Source organism: Pseudomonas sp. MDT1-17 (assembly GCF_054898105.1).
Genome location: NZ_JBUBVM010000001.1, coordinates 1,555,577 through 1,580,968, shown reverse-complemented (window position 1 = coordinate 1,580,968; position 25,392 = coordinate 1,555,577). Strand labels below are relative to the sequence as shown.

Annotated in this window: 21 protein-coding genes, 2 pseudogenes and 1 riboswitch; of the genes and pseudogenes, 10 read left to right on the top strand and 13 right to left on the bottom strand. The window is 58.9% G+C overall.

Translation table 11 applies throughout. The features are described from left to right. Nucleotides 1-95: 95 nt before the first annotated feature. Nucleotides 96-1,136, top strand: coding sequence for an NADP(H)-dependent aldo-keto reductase (locus tag ACYZTX_RS07080; protein ID WP_462033477.1), 1,041 nt, complete (start codon nucleotides 96-98; stop codon nucleotides 1,134-1,136). 102 nt (nucleotides 1,137-1,238) lie between these two features. Here the strand turns inward: ACYZTX_RS07080 and ACYZTX_RS07075 are convergent, their stop codons facing one another. Then, a complete protein-coding gene (locus ACYZTX_RS07075) occupies nucleotides 1,239-2,375 on the bottom strand; it encodes an acyl-CoA dehydrogenase family protein (RefSeq protein ID WP_462033476.1) in 1,137 nt (378 codons plus the stop codon). A 244-nt stretch (nucleotides 2,376-2,619) separates the two neighbouring features. Here ACYZTX_RS07075 and ACYZTX_RS07070 point away from each other — a divergent pair, with 244 nt between their 5' ends. Beyond that, the gene (locus ACYZTX_RS07070) at nucleotides 2,620-3,516 is read left to right on the top strand and encodes a GlxA family transcriptional regulator (protein WP_461979850.1); all 897 of its coding nucleotides are present in this window, start codon (nucleotides 2,620-2,622) and stop codon (nucleotides 3,514-3,516) included. A gap of 167 nt (nucleotides 3,517-3,683) precedes the next feature. On the opposite strand, the gene ACYZTX_RS07065 is transcribed toward ACYZTX_RS07070, so the two are convergent. Next, nucleotides 3,684-3,968 (bottom strand): hypothetical protein, encoded by a 285-nt coding sequence (locus ACYZTX_RS07065; protein WP_462037132.1) that lies wholly within the window; start codon nucleotides 3,966-3,968, stop codon nucleotides 3,684-3,686. Here ACYZTX_RS07065 and ACYZTX_RS07060 point away from each other — a divergent pair. Next, nucleotides 3,855-4,662, top strand: a pseudogene (locus ACYZTX_RS07060) (NAD(P)-binding protein); the annotation flags it as partial. The gene ACYZTX_RS07065 and the pseudogene ACYZTX_RS07060 overlap by 114 nt on opposite strands. Next, nucleotides 4,661-4,849, top strand: a pseudogene (locus tag ACYZTX_RS07055) (asparaginase); the annotation flags it as partial. The pseudogenes ACYZTX_RS07060 and ACYZTX_RS07055, both read left to right, overlap by 2 nt. 59 nt (nucleotides 4,850-4,908) lie before the next feature. Here ACYZTX_RS07055 and zapE read toward each other — a convergent pair. The 3 genes from zapE to ACYZTX_RS07040 all read right to left on the bottom strand — a co-directional run bounded on the left by zapE (nucleotide 4,909) and on the right by ACYZTX_RS07040 (nucleotide 8,103). After that, complete coding sequence (gene zapE, locus ACYZTX_RS07050) at nucleotides 4,909-6,003, bottom strand: cell division protein ZapE (RefSeq protein WP_462033475.1); 1,095 nt, start codon at nucleotides 6,001-6,003, stop codon at nucleotides 4,909-4,911. A 90-nt stretch (nucleotides 6,004-6,093) separates the two neighbouring features. Continuing rightward, nucleotides 6,094-7,449, bottom strand: coding sequence for a tryptophan--tRNA ligase (locus ACYZTX_RS07045; RefSeq protein WP_462033474.1), 1,356 nt, complete (start codon nucleotides 7,447-7,449; stop codon nucleotides 6,094-6,096). 24 nt (nucleotides 7,450-7,473) lie between these two features. Beyond that, on the bottom strand, nucleotides 7,474-8,103 hold the full coding sequence (locus ACYZTX_RS07040; RefSeq protein WP_462036999.1) for an alpha/beta hydrolase: 630 nt from the start codon (nucleotides 8,101-8,103) through the stop codon (nucleotides 7,474-7,476). 144 nt (nucleotides 8,104-8,247) lie between these two features. Here ACYZTX_RS07040 and ACYZTX_RS07035 point away from each other — a divergent pair, with 144 nt between their 5' ends. After that, nucleotides 8,248-8,682, top strand: coding sequence for a Z-ring associated ZapG family protein (locus ACYZTX_RS07035; protein WP_283181616.1), 435 nt, complete (start codon nucleotides 8,248-8,250; stop codon nucleotides 8,680-8,682). Nucleotides 8,683-8,766: 84 nt separating this feature from the next. Here ACYZTX_RS07035 and ACYZTX_RS07030 read toward each other — a convergent pair whose 3' ends face one another. Together ACYZTX_RS07030 and ACYZTX_RS07025 are read right to left on the bottom strand one after the other, a co-directional pair. Next, nucleotides 8,767-9,483 (bottom strand): OmpA family protein, encoded by a 717-nt coding sequence (locus ACYZTX_RS07030; protein ID WP_461974221.1) that lies wholly within the window; start codon nucleotides 9,481-9,483, stop codon nucleotides 8,767-8,769. A 116-nt stretch (nucleotides 9,484-9,599) separates the two neighbouring features. After that, on the bottom strand, nucleotides 9,600-10,244 hold the full coding sequence (locus tag ACYZTX_RS07025; protein ID WP_462033473.1) for an MBL fold metallo-hydrolase: 645 nt from the start codon (nucleotides 10,242-10,244) through the stop codon (nucleotides 9,600-9,602). A 233-nt stretch (nucleotides 10,245-10,477) separates the two neighbouring features. Between ACYZTX_RS07025 and ACYZTX_RS07020 the strand changes: the two genes are divergently transcribed. After that, nucleotides 10,478-11,296, top strand: a complete 819-nt coding sequence (locus tag ACYZTX_RS07020) for a PP2C family serine/threonine-protein phosphatase (RefSeq protein WP_462033472.1) — start codon at nucleotides 10,478-10,480, stop codon at nucleotides 11,294-11,296. 53 nt (nucleotides 11,297-11,349) lie between these two features. Here the strand turns inward: ACYZTX_RS07020 and ACYZTX_RS07015 are convergent, their stop codons facing one another. From ACYZTX_RS07015 to ACYZTX_RS07000, 4 genes are all read right to left on the bottom strand, one after another. Next, nucleotides 11,350-14,088, bottom strand: a complete 2,739-nt coding sequence (locus ACYZTX_RS07015; protein WP_462033471.1) for a LuxR C-terminal-related transcriptional regulator — start codon at nucleotides 14,086-14,088, stop codon at nucleotides 11,350-11,352. A gap of 174 nt (nucleotides 14,089-14,262) precedes the next feature. Further along, entirely contained in the window at nucleotides 14,263-15,627 is a 1,365-nt protein-coding gene (locus ACYZTX_RS07010; RefSeq protein ID WP_462033470.1) for a DUF1329 domain-containing protein, read from the bottom strand. 27 nt (nucleotides 15,628-15,654) lie between these two features. Further along, nucleotides 15,655-17,592 carry a DUF1302 domain-containing protein gene (locus ACYZTX_RS07005; protein WP_462033469.1) on the bottom strand — a complete coding sequence of 646 codons (1,938 nt, stop codon included), beginning with the start codon at nucleotides 17,590-17,592 and terminating at the stop codon, nucleotides 15,655-15,657. A gap of 335 nt (nucleotides 17,593-17,927) precedes the next feature. After that, on the bottom strand, nucleotides 17,928-19,610 hold the full coding sequence (locus tag ACYZTX_RS07000; protein WP_462033468.1) for a fatty acid--CoA ligase: 1,683 nt from the start codon (nucleotides 19,608-19,610) through the stop codon (nucleotides 17,928-17,930). Between the two features lie 345 nt (nucleotides 19,611-19,955). Between ACYZTX_RS07000 and ACYZTX_RS06995 the strand changes: the two genes are divergently transcribed. Continuing rightward, complete coding sequence (locus ACYZTX_RS06995; protein ID WP_462033467.1) at nucleotides 19,956-20,849, top strand: glycosyltransferase family 2 protein; 894 nt, start codon at nucleotides 19,956-19,958, stop codon at nucleotides 20,847-20,849. 15 nt (nucleotides 20,850-20,864) lie between these two features. Here the strand turns inward: ACYZTX_RS06995 and ACYZTX_RS06990 are convergent, their stop codons facing one another. Continuing rightward, a complete protein-coding gene (locus ACYZTX_RS06990) occupies nucleotides 20,865-21,494 on the bottom strand; it encodes a LysE family translocator (RefSeq protein WP_462033466.1) in 630 nt (209 codons plus the stop codon). Between the two features lie 92 nt (nucleotides 21,495-21,586). Between ACYZTX_RS06990 and ACYZTX_RS06985 the strand changes: the two genes are divergently transcribed. The 3 genes from ACYZTX_RS06985 to ACYZTX_RS06975 all read left to right on the top strand — a co-directional run bounded on the left by ACYZTX_RS06985 (nucleotide 21,587) and on the right by ACYZTX_RS06975 (nucleotide 24,433). After that, nucleotides 21,587-22,552 (top strand): 2-hydroxyacid dehydrogenase, encoded by a 966-nt coding sequence (locus ACYZTX_RS06985; protein WP_462033465.1) that lies wholly within the window; start codon nucleotides 21,587-21,589, stop codon nucleotides 22,550-22,552. Between the two features lie 34 nt (nucleotides 22,553-22,586). Beyond that, complete coding sequence (locus ACYZTX_RS06980; RefSeq protein WP_462033464.1) at nucleotides 22,587-23,585, top strand: methyltransferase; 999 nt, start codon at nucleotides 22,587-22,589, stop codon at nucleotides 23,583-23,585. Between the two features lie 50 nt (nucleotides 23,586-23,635). Next, a riboswitch (yybP-ykoY riboswitch) is annotated at nucleotides 23,636-23,760 on the top strand. An 88-nt stretch (nucleotides 23,761-23,848) separates the two neighbouring features. Further along, nucleotides 23,849-24,433, top strand: coding sequence for a TMEM165/GDT1 family protein (locus ACYZTX_RS06975; protein WP_462033463.1), 585 nt, complete (start codon nucleotides 23,849-23,851; stop codon nucleotides 24,431-24,433). 123 nt (nucleotides 24,434-24,556) lie between these two features. Here the strand turns inward: ACYZTX_RS06975 and ACYZTX_RS06970 are convergent, their stop codons facing one another. After that, complete coding sequence (locus ACYZTX_RS06970; protein WP_462033462.1) at nucleotides 24,557-25,375, bottom strand: M48 family metallopeptidase; 819 nt, start codon at nucleotides 25,373-25,375, stop codon at nucleotides 24,557-24,559. Nucleotides 25,376-25,392 lie beyond the last annotated feature (17 nt).

Sequence of the window (25,392 nt, the reverse complement as noted above, 5' to 3'; positions counted from 1 at the left end):
GCATCACTTCCACTGCAGAAAGAGGTGCGCAATTATGCAGATTGCGAAAAATAATTCAACCTGCTTTTATGATTGTTTTGCCAAGGGAGCACCCGATGGACTATCGCCAGCTAGGCCGAACCAATCTGAACGTGAGTGCAATCTGCCTCGGCACCATGACCTGGGGCGAGCAAAACAGCGAGGCTGAAGCCTTCGCGCAGATTGAACGGGCCAAGAGCGCCGGGATCAATTTCATCGATACCGCCGAGATGTACCCGGTGCCACCCAAAGCCGAAACCTACGCCACCACCGAACGCTACATTGGCAATTACTTCAAAAGCCGTGGCGATCGGGCCGACTGGATCCTGGCGAGCAAGATTGCCGGACCCGGCAACACCATCGACTACATTCGCGACAAAAACCTGCGGCACAATCGCCAGCACATCACCGAAGCCGTGGACGCCAGCCTCAAGCGCTTGCAAACCGACTACATCGACCTCTACCAACTGCATTGGCCGGAGCGCAGCACCAACTTCTTCGGTCAGCTCGGCTACAAACACAAGATCGAAGCCAACCTCACGCCGCTGGAGGACACCCTCGAAGCGCTGGACGAACAGGTCAAGGCCGGCAAGATCCGCCACATCGGCCTGTCCAACGAAACGCCGTGGGGCAATATGCGCTTCCTCGCCCTGGCAGAAGCCCGTGGCTGGCCGCGCGCGGTGTCGATCCAGAACCCGTACAACCTGCTCAATCGCAGTTTCGAGGTCGGTCTGGCGGAAATCGCCATCCGCGAGCAGTGCGGCCTGCTCGCCTATTCGCCGCTGGCGTTCGGTTTCCTGTCCGGCAAGTACGAAGGTGGCGCGCGTCCGCCTAAAGGCCGCCTGAGCCTCTACAGCCGCTTCAGCCGCTATTTCAACCCGCAGTCGGAAGCAGCGTGCAGCCGTTATGTCGCACTGGCGCGTGAGCACGGCCTGGACCCGGCGCAAATGGCGTTGGCGTTTGTCACTCAGCAGCCGTTTGTGACCAGCAACATTATTGGCGCGACGACAATGGAGCAGCTTGAAAGCAATTTAGCGAGCTTCGACTTGAAGCTGTCCGATGAAGTGCTGGAGGGGATTGAGGCGATCCACAAGGATCACCCGAATCCTGCACCTTGATTGATTTCTAGATCCATTCGCGAGCAGGCTCGCTCCCACAGGAGATCACTTAACCTGTGGGAGCGAGCCTGCTCGCGAAGGCGGTCTAACGATCACGCTGCATTACAGCGACCGCGCAATAATCTCCTTCATGATTTCATTGGTGCCGGCATAGATCCGCTGCACCCTCGCATCCGCCCACGCCCGGGCGATCGGGTATTCCCACATGAACCCGTAACCGCCATGCAACTGCACGCACTCGTCGAGCACCTTGCATTGCAAGTCTGTGCCCCAATACTTGGCCATAGCCGCCGTCGGGACGTCGAGCTTGCCTTGCAGGTGCAGCTCCAGACAACGATCGACAAAGACCCGACCGATCTGAATCTCGGTTGCCATCTCGGCCAGTTTGAAGCGGGTGTTCTGGAAGTCAGCGATCGCCTTGCCGAATGCCTTGCGTTCACGGGTGTAGTCGAGCGTCCATTGCAGCGCAGCTTCAGCCGAAGCCAGCCCGCCAATGGCAACGGTGAGACGCTCCTGCGGCAACTCCTGCATCAGGTAGGCAAAACCCATCCCGGCCTGCCCCAACAGGTTTTCCTTGGGCACCCGAACGTCCTGGAAGAACAGTTCCGAGGTGTCCTGAGCCTTCATGCCGACTTTTTCCAGGCGCTTGCCCTTGGCGAAGCCTGGGGTGTCGGCTTCCACCAGAAACAGGCTGGTGCCTTTCGCGCCGGCCTTCGGATCGGTCTTGGCCACGACAATCACCAGGTCAGCCAGAAAGCCGTTGGTGATGAAGGTCTTGGAACCGTTGATCACGTACTCATCACCCTCCAGCACGGCGGTAGTTTTCACCCCTTGCAAGTCGGAACCGGCACCCGGCTCGGTCATGGCAATCGCGGTGACCATCTCTCCAGACACCAGCTTCGGCAGGTATTTGTGTTTTAGCGCTTCACTGCCGTAATGCAGGATGTAAGGCGCGACGATGTCCGAATGCAGGGAAAAACCGATGCCGGTCAAGCCGAGACGCCCCACCTCTTCGATCACCACGGCGCTGTAGAGAAAGTCCGCTGCCAGCCCGCCGTACTCTTCCGGCAAGTGCGAACAGAGCATCCCCGCCTCCCCCGCCTTGTTCCAGAGTTTGCGGTCGATATAGCCCTGCTTCTCCCATTGCCCGTGAAACGGCACAGCTTCTTTTTCGAGGAACGTTCGTACGCTGTCTCGAAAAAGTTCGTGCTCGGAACTGAACAAGGTTCTGGGGATCATGCGGCACCTGTCGTTATTGTTAGAAGGGATTGACCTTCAGAGACTAAGCCTCACATCCGATACAGGACACTGGACACATCAGACAAAAAATAAGACGATCCAGCCGTCTGGTGACCACTTTCCCTTATAAAAATAAAGTTGAATTATGTCTAAACAAGCCTCCACGCCCTTGCGGCGCGTCAGCATCCTGGCTATCGACCGGGTTTTCGCTTCCACCCTCATGCAAGCCAAGGATTTCTTCCACCTGGCCAGCCTGCGTTACGGCAAACAACTGGGCCACGGCCTGACTCCGGCGTTCGAAACGCGCCTGGTCAGTCCCGACGGCAAACCGGTGAACAGCTTCAGTGACGTGATCATGCCGGTGGACGGCGGCCTGGAAAATGCCGACATCATTGTCCTTCCAGCCTTCTGGGACGATTTCGATACCCTTTGCCAACGTTATCCACAGGTCCTGCCTTGGTTGCGCCAGCAACACGCTCGCGGCGCAGTGCTGTGCGGCGAAGCCACCGGGGTGTTCTGGCTGGCCGAGGCCGGGCTGCTCGACGGCAAGGAAGCGACCACTTACTGGCGCTTCTTCAATGCGTTTGCCGAACGCTTCCCACGGGTTCAGCTCAATCAGGACAAGCACCTGACCGACGCTGACAATCTGTATTGCGCTGGCGGCACCACCTCGGCCTGCGACCTTTACATCTACCTGATCGAACGCTTTTGCGGCGCCAACGTGTCCCAAGCCGTGGCGCGGGACATTCTCTATGAAGTGCAGCGCAGCTACTCGCCGGGACGCATCGGTTTCGGCGGTCAGAAGCTGCACCAGGACGTGATCATCCTGCAGATCCAGCACTGGCTCGAAGAACACTTCGCCGACAAATTCCGCTTCGAAGACGTGGCTCGCGAACACGGCATGAGCATCCGCAATTTCATGCGGCGCTTCCAGACCGCCACCGGCGACAAGCCGCTGCATTACCTGCAGCGACTGCGCATCGAAACCGCCAAGGGCTTGCTGTCCGCCAGCCGCAAGAGCATCAAGACCATCAGCTATGAAGTCGGTTACGACGATGCGAGCTTCTTCGCGCGGTTGTTTCGCCAGCACACCGAACTGTCACCGAACCAGTATCGGCAGCAGTTTCAGCAAGCGGCGTAGCCCAATACCGCAGGGCCCCTTAGCCGGAGCCCTGCTGGTCTTTTCCCACGCTAAAAAACGAATAAAGAGTATCTGCGAGCCTTACTTGTCTCCTATACGCTGCGCGTTCAGAACCTCAACATCGTCCCTGAAATCACCATCAGGGAAGATCAACAGTGACTATCGGATCAAGCTACAACTACCCCTCCTATGCCACGAAGGATGCCGCTCGCCCCAAACGCTCGGCGGAAAACAAGTGGAAGGCCCGTTTCCCCAACCCGCCAGATTTGTGCTTCGACTATCGAGCATTGGTTGAACAGGAAAACGGCATCGCCAAGGCAACTGACCCACAACATAAAATTTGCATTATTGGCGCCGGCGTCACCGGACTGACTGCCGCCAGAGAACTTTATCGTTGCGGGTTCACCCAAATCACCCTCATAGAACAATCCAGACGCATAGGCGGCAGACACCTGACCGTCCCTGGAAGCCCGAACTCGGCGATGAGTCATACACCGTTTAATGGGGGCCATGCGCATGCCCTTCTTCAACCGGGCGGACGAGTCACCGACAGAGGGCCGATCGCTGATGGCTTATTACGCCAAGGCATTCGACCTGGCGTTTTCAGATTTTGCCAATCCCGGAAGCCAATGGGTCACCTCGACCGGGATCTATCTGCGAGAGGGCAGCATGGGTGCCGGACCGACTCCGCAGATGCTGATCTGGAAAAATGAAGATGGCCAGACACCACCTCCCGGTGAAGAACTGCAAAAGGTTTATGCAAAATGGAAGGCCTTTGCCGATCGCATGACCCGGCACGCCGCAGAGGTTTACGCCAGTCAGGAATGGGAAGCCATGTGGGCCGCTATCGTCGAAAAATACGAGAGCGTTTCGTTTCGCGACCTGGTCAGCATGCCCGCCCTGCAAGCTTGGGATGAACGCTCACCGGGGGACTTTGGCGGAATGGGAATGTCCGCGCAGGAGTCCGCGATCTTCTATGCCATAGGCATCGGCGACGGTAGCTGGGGGGCCTTTTACGATGTCTGCTCCCTATATCCCCTGCGCACTGCCATTTTTGGATTCAGCAGCCAGCTGCAACTGATTCATGGTCGGGTGGACGCGAATGGCGATCCGCTGGCCTCACCCTACCTGCATAGCGAAGCGGTTTACGCGGACAGGTTCCGGCTCCACGGCTCAATCGACCTACGGATTTATTGGCAGCGAGATGGACCTGATCAGTAAAGGTGCATTGATGGCTGGATTTCTCTGTCCACGCAAAGCCCGAATCCTGCTGTGGCTGCTCGTCGGCTGCCAGCGACAAGATGAATTGGTGCGCTTTCTTGCTCAAAACTGACACACAGCGCACAAAAAAAGGCCTGCATTTGCAGGCCCTTTTTTATTTTCCGAAAAAACCTACGGCTTGTGCGCCCGGGACAGGAACTCGTGTGACTGCATTTCCAGCAGACGGCTGAGGGTGCGCTGGAACTCGAAGTTCAGGCGACCGCCGGTGTACAGATCCTTGAGCTCGACTTCAGCAGAAATGATCAGCTTCACGTTGCGGTCGTAAAACTCGTCGACCATGTTGATAAAGCGCCGGGCGATGTCGTCGGTGGTGACGCTCATCTGCTCGACACCGCTGAGCAACACGGCGTGAAAGATCTTGCCCAGCTCGATGTAATCGTTCTGGCTGCGCGGGCCGTCGCAGAGTTCGCGGAAGTCGAACCAGGCCACGTCATCACAGGTGCGCAAGGCACGGATTTCGCGGTTCTCGATCATCAGCACGTCGTTTTCGATGGCTGCCGTGCATTCCGGCGTCAAGGCGCGGAAGCTTTTGCGCAGGCTTTCGTGGGACTCGTCGTCGAGCGGGAAGTGAAACAGCTCCGCTTGTTCAAGGTGGCGCAGACGATAATCGACGCCGCTGTCGACGTTGACGATGTCGGTGTTCTGCTTGATCAGCGCAATGGCCGGCAGGAAGCGCGCACGTTGCAGGCCGTCCTTGTACAGGCCGTCCGGCACGATGTTCGAGGTCGCGACCAGGGTCACGCCGTTCTTGAACAGCTCTTCCATCAGCGTGCCGAGGATCATCGCGTCGGTGATGTCGGACACGAAGAACTCATCGAAACAAATCACCCGGGCTTCGTCGGAGAAGCGCTTGGCGATGATGGTCAGCGGGTTTTTCTCACCGTTGAGGGTCTTCATCTCTTCGTGCACGCGCTTCATGAAGCGGTGGAAGTGAGTGCGGACCTTTTCCTTGAACGGCAGCGCTTCGAAGAAGGTGTCGACCAGGTAGGTCTTGCCGCGACCGACGCCACCCCAGAAGTACAGACCCTTGACCGGCGCCGCGTCTTTCTTGCCAAACAGTTTGCCGAACAGACCCGGTTTGCTGTGCGAGGCCGCGACCAGGTCGTCGTAAAGGCGCTGCAAATGGCGCACTGCAGTTTCCTGCGCAGCGTCATGGAAGAAGTCTGGGCGTTTCAGATCAGCTTGATATCGTTCTAGGGGCGTCATAATTCGTTAGCAAGGCAACAAAAACGGGCCGTCACTGTAGCGACGGCCCGTGGGAATGGCAATCGGCCCTTGGTCGGACCGAGCCGTTGATTATTCCTGAACCGGGGTCAGGGCAACCCGCAAGGTGTCGATGGCGACGTCGCGAGCGGCGTCGTCAGCAAAAGTCGGGCTGTCGGCCACGCACTCGCCTTCCAGCCAGACGCTGAAGCTGCGGTCTTCACTGCGCACCTCCAACGGCTGACCCGATTGCAACTGCTTGGTCACCTGACCTGCGGTTTTGCCGTCGGCGAAGTTGCGCGACAACAGCAGCTGCTCGCCATCGGCCGCCAGCAGACGGAAACGGAAACTGCTGTCTTCTTCGCGGAAACTGACAAAACGCGCGGCTTTCGCGGTTTTCTTCTTGGTGGTGGTCGCGACCTGGGTCTGAGCGACGAAAGAGCGCAGGCCAACCGCTTCACGCAGTTCGTGGAGGAACGGGGTCGCCACCGAGCGGGCCTTTCTGGCGCCGATTTGCAGGATGTCTTCCAGGTCTGCCGGGCGCTCAATCAGTTGGTAATACCGCTCGCGGGACTCGCCCAATTCGTTGTCCAGCAGCTGGAACAGACGATTCTTCGCCTCGCCCCAACCCAGACCCTGCAGCAGTTCGCTGCGGAATTCGTCGGCCTGTGCCGCAGTGGCGAACGCCTGGAACAGGGTAAACAGGTGCGAGTTGTCCGGATCTTTCGCCTCGCCTGGCGCACGGGAGTCGGTGACGATCCGCGAAATGGCGTCCTTCATTTCCTTGGCGCTGCTGAACAACGGGATGGTGTTGTCGTAGCTCTTCGACATCTTGCGACCGTCAAGGCCTGGCAGCGTCGCGACGCTTTCTTCGATCAGCGCCTCGGGCATGGTGAAGAACTCTTTGCCCTGACCGAACAGATGGTTGAAGCGCTGGCCGATGTCACGGGCCATTTCCACGTGCTGGATCTGGTCACGACCGACCGGCACCTTATGGGCATTGAACATCAGAATGTCCGCCGCCATCAGCACCGGGTAGCTGTACAAGCCCATGGTGATGCCGGCGTCCGGGTCTTCGCCGGTTTCGACGTTCTTGTCCACCGAAGCCTTGTAGGCATGGGCACGGTTGAGCAGACCCTTGGCGGCGACGCAGGTCAGCAACCAGGTCAGCTCGGGGATTTCCGGGATGTCGGACTGGCGATAGAACGTTACGCGGTCGACGTCCAGGCCACCGGCCAACCAGGTCGCGGCGATTTCCAGACGCGAGCGCTGGATGCGCAGCGGGTCATCGCATTTGATCAGGGCGTGGTAGTCGGCCAGGAAGTAGAACGAATCGGCATTGCTGTCACGGCTGGCGACGATCGCCGGGCGGATGGCGCCGGCGTAGTTGCCCAGGTGAGGCGTGCCGGTGGTGGTGATGCCGGTGAGGATACGGGTACGAGTCGTCATGGGTAATCGCTTGTCAGACTGCAATCAATTCGAAAGACGCGGCAGGATCAGATCCTTGAGATCGGTCAGCTTGCCATGAAAAAAGTGTCCGCATTCTGCCACTTTCAGCAGCTCATGGGGGCGCTCGAGTTTCGAGGACCAGTCGTAGACAGCTTGTGGATCGATGACTTCGTCGGTTTCCGGCTGGATCAGGGTCAACTCGCCGTGCTGCGGCAGTTGATCCTGATCGCCCAGGCGCATGACCGCTGGCGCAACCATGAACAAATGCTTGAGCTGTTCGCCCTTGGCTTCCAGGCGTCCACCGAGACTTGCCGCAACAAAACCACCGAAGGAAAAACCGAACAGGGTCAGCGGCAAATCTGGTTGTTTGGCCCGCAGCCATTCGGCGACCGCTTGAGCATCGTCAACTTCACCCGTGCCCATATCGTGGGTGCCTTCGCTGGCACCGACGCCGCGATAATTGAAGCGCACAGTAATCAAACCGGCATCGCGCGCGGTGCGCTGCAAGGTCGAGACGACTTTGTTGAGCATGGTGCCGCCCTGCACCGGGTTAGGATGGCAGATCAGCGCCAGGCCGCGGGGCTGCTCGTTATCAAGATATAGAGCTTCCAGTTGGCCGACCGGGCCATCAATCACTACAGGGGTTTCGCGCATAAGCAAGGAAGGAACTCCGTGACCTCTAATCGGGTCGACTCGTCTAGCAAATTGTCTGTGCCAATCTATTGCGAGTGAATCGCGGTATACAGCGCAGGTTCGAGCCGTTAACGTAAAGCAAAGCCGTTTATAGAGGAAGGACTCGTGGAACACTCGCTCTTAGTTTGGTTGTTACCGACTCTTGCCCTGGTTGTGGGTGTCGCCATTGGATTCCTGATCGCTCGCCTGGTGCCGAATGCCGCTCCTAGCAGCACACAACGTCAGCTGGATGACGTTCAGGAACGTTTCGACAGTTATCAGAACGAGGTGGTCACCCACTTCAACAGCACTGCAACCCTGGTCAAGAAACTGACTCAGAGCTATCAGGAAGTGCAGGATCATCTCGCCGAGGGTGCCAACCGCCTGGCCCTGGACGAGCAGACCCGTCAACGCTTGCTGGCCTCGCTGCACGCCGATGCGGCAGTGGCCCCACGGGAACGCCTGACGCCACCGCGCAATCAGGAGCCGCCTCGTGATTACGCCCCCAAAGCCCCTAACGCGCCGGGCATGCTCGATGAGCATTACGGCCTGAAAAAGTAATCAGGTTTCGCGCGATACAAAAAAGCCCGCCCGATCTGTTAAGGATCGGGCGGGCTTTTTTACGCCTGGGGTTCAGTCAGGCTGTTACTGGTACTGCTGAGTCGGCTGCTGATATTGCTGACCCGGAATCGCCTTCAGGTTGACCTCGACCCGACGGTTCTGCGCCCGGCCATTGACGTCGCCGTTATTGGCAATCGGGTTATCCGGCCCGGCACCGCGAGCCGACAGGTTGGCACCGCTCACGCCTTGCGACGTCAGGTAAGTCGCCACGCTCTGGGCGCGACGCTGGGACAGGTCCATGTTGTGCTGGCGGCTGCCGGTGCTGTCGGTGAAACCGACGATCTCGATCTGGTTCTGGCTGAACTCCTTGAGCGAGCCTGCCAGATTGTTCAGCGGCTGGTAGAAGCTCGACGCGATGTTCGCCGAATCGGTAGCGAAGGTAATGTTGCCCGGCATGATCAGTTTGATCTGATCACCTTGGCGCTGCACTTCCACCCCGGTGTTGGCCATGCTGGCACGCAATTTCTTTTCTTGCTGGTCGGCGTAATAACCGTAACCGGCCGCAGAAGCGCCGACCACGGCAGCGCCAATCAGCGCACCCTTGCCACGGTTGTCGTGACCGATGGCGGCACCGGCCAACGCACCGGCCAGAGCGCCGAGGCCGCCGTATTTGGCGGTTTTACTCATGCCCGTGGAGCCACCGTCGGCCTGCCCCTGATTGTCGTAAGGGTTAGGCGAGGCGCAGCCAGACAACAAGGCCACGGCAGTAGCGACAATAATCAAACGACGCTTGGTGAACATGAAGAGCTCCTGATTTTTGCATTCTGTGGTGCAACGGACCAAGGCATTAAACCTTTGCGGGCGTTGGATCATTGCGGATTAAAAAAATTCCGCGACGCCCCTTACAACAGCAGAAATCATGCCCGCACAAAAGGGTTCTCGCGCATTTCATCGCCCAGACGCGTGTCCGGACCATGCCCGGTCACCACCGTCGCCTCTTCATCGAGGGTGTACAGCCGCTGCTTGATCGACCGCACGATGGTCGCCTGATCGCCACCCCACAAATCCGTGCGCCCAACCCCGCGACGAAACAACGTGTCACCGGCAATCAGCAGTTTAGCCTCTGGAAACCAAAAGCTCATGGAGCCCGGCGTATGACCCGGCGTGTGCAATGCTACACCGCAACCGCACGCCAGTTCTTCATCATCGGCCAACCAGCGATCCGGCGACGGCACTGGCGTGTAAGGCACACCGAACATCTGGCACTGCATCTCCAGGTTGTCCCAGAGAAATTGATCTTCTTTATGCAAATGCAGGGTTGCGCCGGTTTTCTCCTTCAACTGACCGGAAGCCAGGAAGTGATCAAGGTGCGCGTGGGTGTGAATGATGCTGACCACCTTCAGGCCCAGTGCGTCGAGCCGCGCGAGGATCAGTTCGTGATTGCCTCCAGGATCGACCACGATGGCCTTTTTGGTGATCGGATCGCCGATGATCGTGCAGTTGCACTGCAACGGGCCGACGGGGAAGGTTTCGCGGATGAGGGCTGTATTCGGGGTTTGCATCGGTTTAATCCTGGTGCCAAGGCTGGGTACTGCGGTTGTGATCCGCAAAATTGATAGGTTATCCTCGCGCCGCGCCTATTTTGAAACAAGACGGCAGGAAGCCGATGCCTGGTTCAAACGACTCTCGAAGCGTTTTTTGTAACGCTCAGCCCAAAAAGGATAATCCCATGCAAGAAGACTATCTCCTTCGTCAGGACATTAAAGGTATTGAAGCCTGGGCACAGGTCTGAACCATGCCCGAGATCCCGGTAGACTTCAGCTGTAAAACGGCCTGCGCGTTTGTGGCAGGACGCTCGCACCTCGAGACTCAAACGCCTTGCCAGGACTATGTCGCGGCCAGAGAGTCCAACGAAGTGACCTGCATTTCATTGGCCGAAGGGGCTGGCTCCAGAGCCAGATCCGAAATCGGCGCCCAAGTAGCGGTCACGGCGACCCTGGCCTTTGTTTGCAAAAACTTTGAAAGCCTCTGGCAAAACATGGACAAACACAACGCGAAGGCAGCCCAGCGACTGGTTAATCGCTGCCTGGACGCGTTCAGACGCAAATCTGCAAAGCTCGGCGGCGATATCAACGACCTGGCCTGTACTTTGTCGTTCGTCGCGTACTCACGAGGCCGCTACCTGGCAGGCCACTTGGGCAATGGGGTCATCGCAAGCGTTGAAGCAGACGGACAGCTTCAGGCCCTTTCTCATCCAGAAAATGGCGAGTTCGCCAATACCACCCTGTTTCTGACTGACCATAAAGCGGCGTCGCGGCTCAGGTTGTACCGCGGGCAAATCGATGCCCCGACCGGCTTCGCGATCATAAGCGACGGCACCGCAGAAAGCCTCTATCACAAATCCAGCGGTGTCCCCGCCCCGGCGATCCAAAAGCTGCTGGAGTGGAATGCAACGTTGCCCAGAAAAAAAATGAGGGAAGCGTTGGGTGACAATCTGCAGAAGTCCATTGCCAGTGAAACCGCAGATGACTGCGCCATCGGCTTATTGTCGATCCTGAAGCACGCCATCGACGTGGGGCAGACATCCGGAGCGACTGTCTCAGAGGAGAAATGACCTAAAATCTCTGATCGCAAGGCCCAACTTGTTTCGGAGGACTTCAACGGCGATTACTGCAATACACCCAACTCTTTCGCCCGCGCCACCGCCTGCGTACGCCGCTCCACCCCGAGCTTGCTGTTGATATGGCTGGCATGGGTTTTTACCGTGTGCAGGGAGATGAACAGCTGATCGCTGATTTCCTGATTCGAACAGCCTTGGGCGATCAGTCGCAGGACGGCCATTTCCCGTGCACTGAGCTGTTCCGCCGCGGCGGATGACTCCGCGGCGGGACGGGCTGCAACTGCCGGAAGCTTTTCTGAAAGGCTCAATGAAACAGGGGTCGGCACACCGAGTTGAAGCTGGTTACGCAGCCAGTCCGGATGTTCAGCCAACAACCCGCCAAACGGTTGCAGCCCCCCACCGGCCGCCGCCTCCAGGGCTTGAGCCAACGCTTTGCGAGCCTCGGGTTCGCGCCCGCCTCCCAGCAACAACGTCACTTTCTGCGTCAACGCCATCACGCTGAGCATCTGCCTGCCGGTTTGCTGCCCATGCTCAAGCAACGCATTCAAGCGTCCTTCGGCCAGCATCGGCTGCCCTTGAATGACCTCCAGCAAGGCCTGCTGCAACTCGATATGCAGCGGCAGTTGCGGATGGAACTCCGGAGGTGCTGCAGCGTGTTCGCCGTTATAGGTCTGACCCAAGCGAGCGAGCCAGGCTTCGGCCAGATCGGTACGTCCCTGAGCTAGCCAGAGTTCACATTTGACCAGCGTGATCATCGCCAGGTAGTAGATCGGCGGCACATCCCAAATGTGCATCAAGCGCTCGGCTTCGGCGAGTTCGGCAAAGGCTTTGGCGAATTCGCCGCTGCTGCCCTCAAGCCGGGCGATCACGCAGTGACCGATCAATACGCTGATGTCGCGACACGCGCGTGCTTCACTCAAACCGGCTTGCAAACGTGCCCGTGCAACTTGCGGTTGCAAGCGCAGGGCCAGTAAAAAGCCCTCGTACAAGGTCAGCCGGGCGCGCACCGCATAGAGCCGTTGCGGGGACAACTGTTGCAGGCGTTGCAGCCCCTGACGCACTTCATCCAGCGAACGAAGGATTTCCCCTCGCGCTTGCAGCACGCGAGCGCGGTCGTAATGGGCCAGCGCTTCGAACAGCGGGTTGCCAACCCGTTGCGCCAACTCCAGAGATTCACGGTTCAACCCGCGTGCGCGCCACAAGTCGCCGTCGGCAATGGCCAGGTTGGACAGGGTCGAGAGGCACATCAGGCGTTGCCCGTAGCGTTTGGCCGGCAGGCTCTCCTGCGCTTCGGTGCAATAGAGCAACGTCAGTTCGCGATTGCCGCGCCCGCGAGCGATGATTCCGCTCAGGGCCAGCCATTGCGCCAGCATGGATTTCTGCGCCGTGGCTGACGGAGCCGGCAGGAAGCGGCTCAAATGACTGGCCAGTTCTTCGGCGGCGTCCAGCTGACAAGCCAGCCCCAATGCCCAGCTGTACAGCACGATCAGCCGGGGCGTGCTGACCAGCAAGCTATCGGGCAAGTCCATTTTCCAGCGCAGCAACATTCCGACGTTCTGTTCGGCCAGCAGTTGTTCTTCGGAGAGGTTCTGGACCAGGTTCGCCGCGACATCCAGGTGCCCGGCACGCAACGCCTGCTCAACCGCCTCATCGAGCAGCCCCTGGGCATTGAACCAGCGACAGGCGCGCAGGTGCAGGCTGGCCGCCGGCACCATCGCCTGCGCGGCAGGCCGGGTGCGCAGCAGGTCGGAAAACAAATGGTGGTAGCGATACCAGTGACCGTTTTCATCCAGTGGCACCAGGAACACCTGATGGGCCAGCAGAAAACGCAGGATCTCGGCACTGTCATGGGCTTCGCGAACGGCGTCGCACAGTTCGCTGCAAAAGCGTTCCTGGGGTGCGGTGTCGTAAAGGAATGACTGCACCTCGGCGGGCAGACAATCGATGACTTCTTCGAGCAGGTAATCGCGGATCAGCCCTTCCCCGCCATGCAGCGTCTGCGGCAAAGCACCCTGGGTGCCCGCCTCGGACGCCGCCAGCAGCCAGAAACGCAGTCCGGCGACCCAACCTTCGCTGCGCTGGATGAGGCTCTCCAGCGCTTCGCCGCGCAAGGAACTGCTATGACGATCAAGCAGGGTCAAGGCTTCATCGTGAGTCAGGCGCAAGTCCTGTTCATTCAACTCAAGCAGTTGCCGCGACAGCCGCAGGCGCGCCAGATGCCAGTCCGGCCGCTGCCGACTGGTGACCATGACCAGTAAGCCGTCAGGCAGGTGATTGAGGAAAAATTGCAGGCAGCGGTCGAGAACCGGGCCCTGTGCCAGATGGTAATCATCAAGCACCAACAGCAGAGGCGTACTCGGTGACAGGTGCACGGCCAGCTCATCGAGCAAACCGTCCAGCCATTCTTCAAAGGCAAACGGCTGATGCCGCTGCCGCATTTTCAGCAGCCCCAGGGACCGGCGGCCGAGTTGCGGATAATAGTCCTGGAGGCCTTCGAGCAACCGCTCAAGAAAACGCCCTGGATCGCTGTCTCGCGGACTCAACCCCAGCCACAGACTTTGCCAGCGAGCCGGCAAGCCCTGGCAGAACTCCACGGCCAACGAACTTTTGCCAAACCCCGCCGGTGCGCTGACCAGCAACAGCCTGCCACCGAGCCCCGCACTCAGGCGCTCGCACAGACGAGGCCGCAGCACATGGCCGTCGGGCAACGGAGGCCGAAAAAAGCGCCCGTCCAATGCCGCGACGGCAACGCTTGCAGGGCCCGGGGGTGGGGACAGATCAGTCATGGCCGGCTCTTGTTTGAATGGCGGTTGGCGGCGTTGCAGATGTCCGCAGCCTAGCGGTAAACGAAGAGGGAATGAAGGTTATTGCTACAAATGGCTACAAAAAGACTACGAACAAAAAAACGCCCCGAACCAGTCGGGGCGTTTTTAGAGGATGCGGCCTCTGTTCAGTACCGCTTAGCGAACACCCTCTTGGCGCAGCGCAGCCGGAGTGAAGTCGCTGGTGGTTGCGGTGAAGCCGAAGTCATACGCCGATTTCTCTTCGTTCTTCATGCCCAGTGCCAGGTAGCGGCCAGATTGCAGGTCGTACAAGGTTTCCAGGGTGTACCACGGCACCTGAAAGTTGTAGTAGTTCTGGGAGTGAGCTTCCGCCACACGCCACAATTGATTACGACCGTCGTAGTGGTCGATCACGGCCGCCTGCCAGGTGTCTTCGTCGATGTAGAAGTCACGCTTGGCGTAGATGTGACGCTGACCTTCCTTCAGGGTTGCCACCACATGCCAGACCCGGCGCAGCTCGTAACGAGTCAGGTCCTGGTTGATGTGGCCGGCCTTGATGATGTCGTCGTACTTGAGTTGAGGCGAGTCGAGCTTGTAGCTGTCGGAGGCGATGTACATCTCTTTCTTGCCTTCGAGCTTCCAGTCGTAACGATCCGGCGCGCCGTTGTACATGTCCAGGTTGTCGGAGGTACGCAGGCCATCCGCCGCAGTACCTGGCCCGTCATAGGACACTTGTGGCGCGCGACGCACGCGACGTTGACCGGCGTTGTAGACCCACGCCGAACGCGGTTCTTTAACCTGGTCGAGGGTTTCGTGCACCAGCAGCACACCACCGGCCAGACGTGCCGGCGCGGTCACTTTCTGCTTGAAGTAGAACAGGATGTTGCCCGGGTTCGCCGGATCGTAATCCTTCATCTTGTCGCGGAACACGAACTGGTCCTGGAAGTACACCAGGCTGTACGAGCCATTCGGTTGTGGCGTGGCCTGGGTTACCAGGCGGGTCACGCTGCCGCCGCGATAGCGGGTGATGTGGTTCCAGATGACTTCAACACCGGTCTTCGGGATCGGAAACGGAACTGCGGTTTCGAAGTTTTCCAGGCCGTTGCCGCCAGACACCAGGTTGGTGCTGGTGGCGTTTTTCTTGATGGAGGCAAACACGGCATCCGGCACGGTGGCGCCGCGATGGGACGGGTAGACCGGAATCTTGAAGGATTCCGGGTAGCGCTTGAACATCGCGTACTGGCCCGGTGCGAGCTTGTCCTTGTACTGGTCGACGTTCTGCGCAGTGATGGTGAACAGCGGCTTTTCACTGGCGAACGGGTCGGACAGGAAGCCTTTGCCGTCGACAGCGCCGGCGTTTTTCGGCAATGGTTTCCAGGCCGGAATCGAACCGTCAGCATTGCCGGCCATTTCGGCGCCCATCGGGGTCAGGCTCTTGCCCAGTTTGTCCGCTTCAGCCGCAGGGACCGCCGCCATGACACCGGTCGCCAGCAGCGAAAGCCCCAGAACACCGACTTGGAACAGACTCTTGGTTATTTTCATAGGTGTGTTCGTCCTGATAATCAGTGCTTAGAAGTTCACGCCGAAGCTGAGCGCAACGAAGTCGCGGTCATCCACGGTGGTGTACTTGCCGTCGAAGAAGTTGGTGTACGCCAGGCTTGCGGTGTAGGTGTTCTGGTATTCGGCATCAACGCCCAGGCTGACCGCTTTGCGACCTTCCTCGAAGTTGCCGCCAGGGCCTGGCGAGTAACCGCTCACGTCATGGGACCAGGCCACGTTCGGCTTGAGGTTCACGCCGGCGAATACGCTGTTGTAGTCCCAGATGGCACGACCGCGGTAACCCCAGGAGTTTGCGGTGGTGAATCCGTCGTTTTCACAATAGCGGCTCACGTTGTTTTGTGGTCCACCGGCCAGGGTGCCGCTGTTCAATGTCTGGCACTGACCACCTGGCAACGGGCCCGGGCCGTAGCTCGGGTCACGACCGTAACGCGCTTTGGAAGTGCTTTCCAGACCGCCAACGTGAGTAAAGCCGACCTCGCCCACCAGGATCAGTCGCTCGGCGCCCATCACCTGGTCGAAGAAGTGAGTAAGGGTCGTCTGGAGCTGGGTCACTTCCTTGCGGCGATAGCCTTTTTGATCCGCCCCTGGCGTACCTTGGAGTACGGAAACGTTAGGGTTCAGAGGTGTCAGACCGGAAAAGAGAATGTCGGTGGTGTTGAGCTGAACCGGAGCATTCGGCCGGTAGCTGACTTCACCACTCCACGCAGTACCTGTCGGTAACGTGGTAGAGAAGCTCAAGCCATACAGGCGAATATCTTCAGGGTACTCGACGTAGTAGCTGGAGTTACCGGCCACATTCAATGGCAACAAGGTCGGTGCCAGGTTACGCGCGACAGCGAGAGGAACACCCCTGGCCACCAGCGAGCCCACCAGGCCCGCCGCGCTGTAAGCGCTCGCCGGAGCACCTTGGCCGCTGAAAATCGGCGCACGGCTGTGGTAGTTCATGAAGTAGGCGCCGAACTCGGTGTCCAGCGGATCGAACATGTATTTGAAGGACACGCCGAATTGACCGCTGTCCCGGGCATCGCGATCCGGACCGCGACGAACGATTACGCCTTCATCCGGGTCACCCCAGTTCACGCCCCTGGCAGCCAGGGTGTTGATGCTGGCATTACGCAGCGAAGCCGGCAGCCTCGCAGCCGTCAATGCGTTGTTGAGTCCGTTACGGGTACGCAGTACGGCAAGGTTGTTGTCGCAACCATCCGAAATCACGTCCGGTTGCGAGAAGAAGGTGCCGCAGTTGTCGGTAACGGTCTGGTCCCATTCGAGCTGGTAGAAGGCTTCGGTCGAGAGGTTCTCGGTGAGGCTCTGGGACACGTAGAACATGTTGACCGGGATCAGACCTTCCTTGATCTCGGCACCTGGTCGACGGAACGCGGACACGTCGATCGGGTTGATCGAGTTGATACCGCCGCCGATGAAGGTACTTTCACCCCAACTCACTACTTGCTTGCCCAGACGCACGGAGCCCGGCTGATCGGCAACGGAGTAGTTGTGGTAGACGAAAGCGTCGAGGATTTGGCCGCCAGAGGACTTGGCGCCTTCCTTGCGATTGCTATCGCTGATGTCCTTGAACGGACGGCTTTCGTCCTTGAGTTCGAAGTCGTACCAGTATTTGCCACGGACGAAAACGCCAGTGTCGCCGTATTTCAATTCAAGGTCATGGATGCCCTTGAAGATCTTCGAGAAGGTTTTCCCGCTCTCGAAGTTCAAGTGACCGTCATCGGAAGTCTGGGAGAGGCCGCGACCACCGTTGTTGACGCCGATGAGGTTCTTGTTGGCACTCTCGGTAGACCAACTGGCACCGATCGACAGGGATGAATCGAACTGACCTTCGATTTCACCAACGTTGAAACTGACGCCGAATGCTGGCCCGGCGAGCGTAGAGGCAAGACTGACCGCCAGAGGCAGTTTCGCCCGGCGCCAGAACTGGTTTACTGATGTCATCGACGCTACTCCATGTGCATTATTGTTATGGCAGTGAGTACTTCTAAAAACGCTGTGGATGACTGGAAGCCAAAGGGTCCCTAATTCATTCCAAAGATGCATCGCCCCGTTTTGTGCGTTTGCCCCGTTCTTAAAAATCCTTGAGCGGACTATAGCCAGCAGGTAGTACTGCTTGATCCCTCTAAAGTGTGATTTGCAGCTGCCAGCCACTCTGGAACAGTCCTTTGCCAAGCCGACGCCCGTCGGCCCGGCAAGGATGGCTGAAAATTCAGATTTAACAAGCCAAGCGCTTGCTTGGTGGGGTTGGCGTGCCTTTAGGGCACGCCAAATGACGCTTAAAGCGTCGAGAGGAACGTGCTGTTGTTGGCTTGCCATTCGGTGATGTCGACGCGAATACGCTTCTTGTCGAGCTTGCCGACACTGGTCTTGGGAATTTCAGTAACAAGAGCGATCTGGCTCGGGATGGCCCACTTGCTCAAGTGCCCCAATTCCACAAATGGCTTGAGGTGCTCCTTCAGCTCCTTCGCCCCGATCACATGGCCTTCGCGGACCACCAGCAGTGCAAATGGACGCTCGCCCCACTGCGGATCGGCAATCCCCACCACTGCTACTTCGCGTACCGCCACGTGGCGGCTGATCAGGTCTTCCAGGTCCAGTGAGGAGATCCACTCGCCGCCGGTCTTGATCACGTCTTTGATCCGGTCGCGAATATCGATCACACCCATGCTGTCCAGTGTCGCTACGTCACCGGTGTGCAGCCAGCCCCCGGCCCAGAGCTCGGCGCCCTTTTGCGGTTCGTTGAAATAACCCTCGGTGAGCCACGGCGCACGCAGCACCAGTTCGCCTTGGGTCTCGCCATCGGCGGGCAGGAAGTTGCCGTCGGTGTCGACGATCGCCGCTTCCACCAATGGCCCCGGCACACCGGCCTTGATCCGATACGTGGTGCGTTCGTCTTCGGTGCCCGCCATCAACTCGTCGTTGAGGTGTGCGCATGAGATCAGCGGTCCGGTTTCCGACATGCCGTAAGCGGCGGTCAGCTGAATGCCATTGGCCTTGGCGGCTTCGTACAACGTGCGGTTCAGCGCACTGCCGCCGATGACGATTTTCCAGCCACCAAAGTCGGTGCCTTGCGCGGCCTTGGAGTTGAGGACCATTTGCAGAATGGTTGGCACGCAATGGGAAAAGGTGACCTTCTCCTTGCGCCACAGCTCCACCAGATATTCCGGGTCGTAACGGCCGGGATAGACCTGCTTGAGCCCGAGCATGGTCGCCACATACGGCAGGCCCCAGGCGTGCACGTGGAACATCGGGGTGATCGGCATGTAGACGTCGTTTGTGCCCAGCAAACGCACGCTGTCGATGGCACCCATGATGGTCGACACACCCATGGTGTGCAGAACCAGTTGCCGATGGGTAAAGTACACACCTTTGGGATTGCCGGTGGTGCCGGTGGTGTAGAACGTGGTCGCGACCGAATTTTCGTCGAAGTCCTGGAAGTCATACTGAGTGCTGGCAGCCGCCAGTAACTGTTCGTACTCGCCGATCAGGTTCGGCAAGTCGGCGGTTTTTTCCGGCAGGTCAGTCAGTAGCAGGGTTTTTTCCACCGTGGTCAGGTGCCCGGCAATGGCCTGGTACAACCCGACGAACTCGCTGTTGACCAGCACAAAGCGGTCCTCGGCGTGGTTCATGGTGTAGAGAATCTGTTCCGGCGACAGGCGCACGTTGATGGTGTGGATCACCGCGCCGATCATCGGGATGGCGAACATGCATTCGAGATATCGATGACTGTCCCAGTCCATCACCGCCACGGTATCGCCAGCCTTGACGCCGGCCGCCGTCAACACGTTGGCCAGCCTTGCAACCCGTTCAATCAGGGTCGGATAGCTGTAGCGCAACTGGTCACGGTAAATGATCTCGCGGGTTTTCTCATAACGAGCGCCGGACATCAGCAGCCGTTTAATCAGCAGCGGATACTGGTAAGCGCCTTCGGCTGGGGGGATAACGCGAGTCTGCAACATAAGTGTCCCTTTTCTGACTGCACGGTCGTGGCTGAAAGTAAGCACTTTAGTGCCCTTGGACGCCCGCCAAATCAGCCAAAGGAATGATTTGCAGATCCGGGCAAAATGCTAGCTTTACGCCACTACCTGGCGTGTTTCGTCGGGAATCAGGGGCCTGCGCTGTAAAACGTTGCAACGCATGCACGTAACACTTGTCTGTGAGCCTACGTACGATACGGACACGATGAGCCGATCGGTTGCCAGCGAATATTCACCCCACGTCGCCCAACCCTGCACCTCATCTTCAAGAGAAGGATCTTGTCACTAGACCTGTCTGGTCACACGCCATCGGTATTGCCTACAAAAATGAGTATTGAACTGACCGCCCTCGAAAACGCCCCCTCCACACAAGCGCCTCTGGTGTCCATTGTGGCGTCCTGCTTCAACATGCAAAAATTTCTGGAAGACGCTATCAAGAGCATCTTCGCTCAGGATTACCCGAACTTCGAAGTCATCATCGTGAACGATGGGTCCAGCGACGACAGCCTCGCCATACTCAAGCAATTACAGCAAACCTATGACTTCCAGCTGTATTCACAACCGAACCAGGGTGTGAGCGCGGCGCTCAACCATGGCTTGCGATACGCCAAAGGCGTCTATGTGTCGACGCCGGACCTGGATGACATCATGTTGCCGGGGTCGGTGCGCACTCGCGCCGAGTATCTGGATCAGCACCCGCACGTCGGCTGCGTGGGTGCGCTGATCAGCTACATGGACAGCGATGGCAACACCATCAAGCAGCAACAACGCGACAAGATCCACACCTACAACTTCGATCAGGTCCTCAGAGGTGCCGTCGTGATCGGCGCCCCTGTTGCGCTCTATCGCATGAAAGCCATGCGAGGTGCCGACTTCTACGCGCCGAAGCTGCGGGTTCAGGACTTCCAGATGACGTTGCGGATTGCCCGGCTGGGGTATGAGATCCATGAACTGCCGGTCTGCATGACCCGCTATCGCCGCCATGCCAACAACCTGTCGAGAAAATACCGGATATTGCTGCAGGCGGACCTTGAGGCCATCGAACCGTACGTAAACCATCCCGGCTACCAGAGCGCCCGCACCAGACTGGTGAACAAGGCCCTCAAATATGCCGTGGTCGAAGACAAGAGAGAAGCCTGGCAGCTGTTGCGCTCGATTCCCTGGCGACACCTCAACAGAACCAGCTTCAAACGCTTCAAGCGGCTGGTATTACATCGCTAGCCGCATCACGGGGCCTCAGTGCATCTCGGTAAACGCGAGTTTCACGCCGATCGCGATCAGTACCGCGCCCATGGTCCGGTCGAACCAGTGGCCCATCCGGGCAAAACCTGCGCGTACACGCTGCTGGCTGAACAGCATCGCCACCAGGCAGAACCACACAGCGGTGGCCACCGCGAGGTAGACGCCGTAGCCAGCCTGTACCGCCAGCGGCGTGTGCGGATTGATCACTACGGTGAACAGCGAGAGGAAGAACAGCGTGGCTTTCGGGTTCAGACCGTTGGTCACGAAGCCCGAGGTGAAGGCGCCGCGAGCCGTGCGCTCGCCCGCTTCCTTGTGCAGATCGTCAGCCGCAGGTTGGGCCGGCTGTGCTCGCAGGGCCTTGAAGCCGATGTACAGCAGGTACGCGGCGGCAGCCCATTTCAGGGCATTAAACAATACGATCGACTGGGACACGATCAGGCCGATGCCGAGCAGCGAATAGCCGACGTGCAGGAAAATCGCCGTGCCGACGCCCAGCGCCGTCCAGGTACCGGCGCGACGACCATGGGTCACGCTCTCACGCACCACCACGGCAAAGTCCGGGCCGGGGCTGGCTACGGCCAGCAAGTGAATCAGGGCAACGGTCAAAAACTCTGTCCAGTACATGGGGGATCCTTTTGGTCCAAGCGTAACTGTTTGTTTCATCTGGTAGGCTCGGCAGATTACGCCTTCAGTTCATTGCACAAAAGGTACAGTTGATGACGAACACTCGCCGCGCCGTTTTCCTCGACCACCCGTCCCTGGACCTGGGCGACCTCGACCTCAGCCCGCTGCAAGAGTGTTTCAGCGACTTACAGCTTTTCGCCCAGACCACGCAAGACCAGGTGATCGAACACCTCAAGGGCGCCACCGTCGCCATCAGCAACAAGATTCTGATCGATGCCGCCGCCATCGCTGCCAGCCCCGAGCTGAAGCTGATTCTGATCACCGCCACCGGCACCAACAACGTTGACCTCGCGGCTGCCCGCGCCCACGGGATTACCGTCTGTAACTGCCAGGGCTACGGCACGCCGTCGGTGGCGCAGCACACGATCATGTTGCTGCTCAATCTGGCAACGCGCCTGGCCGATTATCAAAAGGCTGTCGGCGAAGGTCGCTGGCAGCAGGCGAAACAGTTCTGCCTGCTGGATTACCCGATTGTCGAACTGGAAGGCAAAACCCTCGGTCTGCTCGGTCATGGCGAACTGGGCGGCGCGGTCGCACGTCTGGCCGAAGCCTTTGGTATGCGCGTACTGCTCGGCCAGATTCCCGGGCGCCCTGCCCGGCCGGACCGTTTGCCACTGGATGAGCTGCTGCCGCAGATCGACGCGCTGACCTTGCACTGCCCGCTCAACGAACACACCCGCCACTTCATCGGAGCCCGCGAGCTGGCTTCGATGAAGCCTGGCGCCTTTGTGGTCAACACCGCACGCGGTGGTTTGATCGACGAACAGGCGCTGGCCGATGCCTTGCGCAACGGCCACCTGGGTGGTGCCGCCACCGATGTATTGAGTGTCGAGCCGCCGACCGCCGGCAATCCCCTGCTGGCCCATGACATTCCACGGCTGATTGTCACCCCGCACAACGCCTGGGGCAGTCGCGAGGCTCGGCAGCGAATCGTCGGCCAGTTGACCGAAAACGCTCAGGGATATTTCAGCGGTAAAGCGCTGCGGGTCGTCAGTTGATAGACTGCGGCACTTTTTTTCACAGGAGCAGATTATGGATCCGCGCAGTGAAGTACTGCTTCGTCAGGCCGAGTTATTCCAGGGGTCAGTGCTGCTGGCCGGTTTGCCCGCCGATGATCTGCTGGGCCGTCTGCCCGAAGCTCACGGCTGGTGCTGGCATGCCGGCGATCAAGCAGCACTGGACGCCCGCTTCGCCGAGCGCAGCCATTTCGGCGTGACTGTATCGGAGCGCGCGTTTGACACCGCCGTGGTGTTTCTGCCCAAGTCCAAGGACCTGACCGACTACATCCTCAACGCCCTCGCCTCTAGACTGGCCGGTCGTGAACTGTATCTGGTGGGTGAAAAACGCAGCGGCATCGAAGGCGCGGCCAAACAGCTGAACCCCTTCGGCAAACCGCGCAAGCTCGACAGCGCGCGGCATTGCCAGCTCTGGCAGGTCACCGTGGCCACTGCGCCAGAAGCCAAATCGCTGGAAAGCCTGGCCGAGACTTATGAGTTGCCGCTGGCCGAAGGTCCGTTGACAGTCATCAGCCTGCCGGGCGTGTTCAGTCACGGTCGACTGGATCGTGGCAGCGCGTTGCTGCTGGAGCATCTCGACAAATTGCCGAGCGGTCATTTGCTGGACTTCGGTTGCGGCGCCGGTGTGCTGGGAGCGGCCGTCAAACGTCGTTATCCACACAACCAGGTCACTTTGCTTGATGTGGATGCCTTTGCCGCCGCCAGCAGTCGCCTGACATTGGCTGCCAATGGTCTGGAGGCTGAGGTGATTACCGGTGATGGCATCGACGCTGCACCGATGGGCTTGAGTGCAATTCTGAGCAATCCACCGTTCCATGTCGGCGTTCACACCGACTACTTCGCTACCGAGAACTTGCTGCGAAAAGCAGCCAAACATCTGAAAAAAGGTGGCGAACTACGTTTGGTGGCGAACAGTTTCCTGAAATACCAGCCGCTGATCGAAGAGCACCTCGGGGTGTGCGCAATCAAGGCTGAAGGACAGGGTTTCAGAATCTATCGGGCCAAACGCGGCTAGACCTTCTTTTAAAAAAGAGGCTTGCCCAATCGGATTTGCCTAGGCAGAATCCGCTCCGTCCTAGGGGAGTAGTCTCCCACGAGCGCCATGCTCGTCCGGCATACGTCAACATACTTGGTCAACAGACCATGGCGTATGCGACCCAAGCGTCCGCATCAGACGGATCGCAGGGTTTGACAAGACCTATGACACGAACACCTTACCCGGGGCGGGAAGGCTGTACGTGTCATAGCCGTGTCGACCCGCCCCTTAGGAAAACCCTGATGCTGGATTCACTTCTCGTTCCCACCGCAATCGTTGCCTTGGCCGAAATCGGCGACAAGACGCAACTGCTCGCGCTCATTCTCGCCGCTCGCTTTCGCAAACCCTGGCCGATCATCGCCGGTATCGTCGCTGCGACCCTGGCCAACCACGCAGCAGCCGGTGCGGTAGGCGCCTGGGTCGGTGGTTTCTTCTCGAATGCAATGCTGCACTGGATCCTCGCCGCGAGCTTCGCCGCGACCGCATTGTGGACCCTGGTGCCGGACAAGATGGACGACGACGAAGCCAGCACCGCCCGCAAATACGGACCGTTCCTGACCACGTTGATCGCGTTTTTCCTTGCGGAGATGGGTGACAAGACCCAGGTCGCCACCGTGATGCTCGCTGCGCAATACCCGGAACTGTGGCTGGTGATTATCGGCACCACCGTCGGGATGTTGATTGCCAACGTGCCGGTGGTTTTGGCGGGTAACTTTGCCGCGGATAAATTACCGCTCACCCTGATCCGTCGCCTGGCGGCGTCGGCGTTCTTCATCCTCGCCATTGTCGCGGTGTACAAGGCGATGCAGAGCAGCGGGTGGATTTGACGCGTTTCGTCAGTAGCTCCGTGTAATCGTTCTTCGCGAGCAGGCTCGCTCCCACATGTGATCGCGTTCCAATGTGGGAGCGAGCCTGCTCGCGAAGGCGTGAGCATCTGCGCTACATAACTATCAGGATTTTTGGGCTTTCTCGTACAGCGGCATGACTTTCGGAATCGCCGCTTGTAACGAAGAAATCCGACTGGCCGACGCCGGGTGCGTGCTCATGAACTCTGGCGACGAACCTTGCGAAGCCTTGCTCATCTTGTTCCACAAGGTGATCGCCGCGTTCGGGTTGTAGCCGGCGCGAGCAGCCAGTTCCAGGCCGATCAGGTCCGCCTCGTTTTCATTGGAGCGACTGTTGGGCAAGGTCATGCCGTAGTTGGCCACGGTGTCCGCCAGTGCCAGGCTGTCCTGACCCAGACCGAACAAGGCACCGGCGCCCTGCTTGGCCATTTCGATGCCGTACGCTTTGGACATCGCTTCACGACCGTGCTCACGCAGGGCGTGGGCGATTTCGTGGCCCATGATTGCGGCGATTTCATCGTCGGTCAGTTGCAGGCTGTCGATCAGGCCGGTGTAGAAAATGATCTTGCCGCCAGGCCCGCAGTTGGCGTTGAGTTCGTCGCTCTTGATCAGGTTGACCTCCCACTTCCACTGGGCCGAATCCGGTCGAAAAATCGGCGCCTGGGCAATCAGCCGGTCGGCAATGGCCTGGACACGTTTGGCCTCGCTACTGGTCTTGTCCAGCACGCCTTTACTGCTCGCCTCGCCGACTGTCTTTTGATAAGACTGGGCGTACATCTGATTGACCTGATCGGTCGACAGCATGCTGAACATGTACTGTTTGCGCTCAACGCCCACCGCGCCACCGCTGGTGGTGTTGACCGACTGACAACCTGCGAGCAGCAGACCTGCGCTCAGGGCACACAAAACCAATGTCTTATTCATCAAAAATCTCCCCGAAA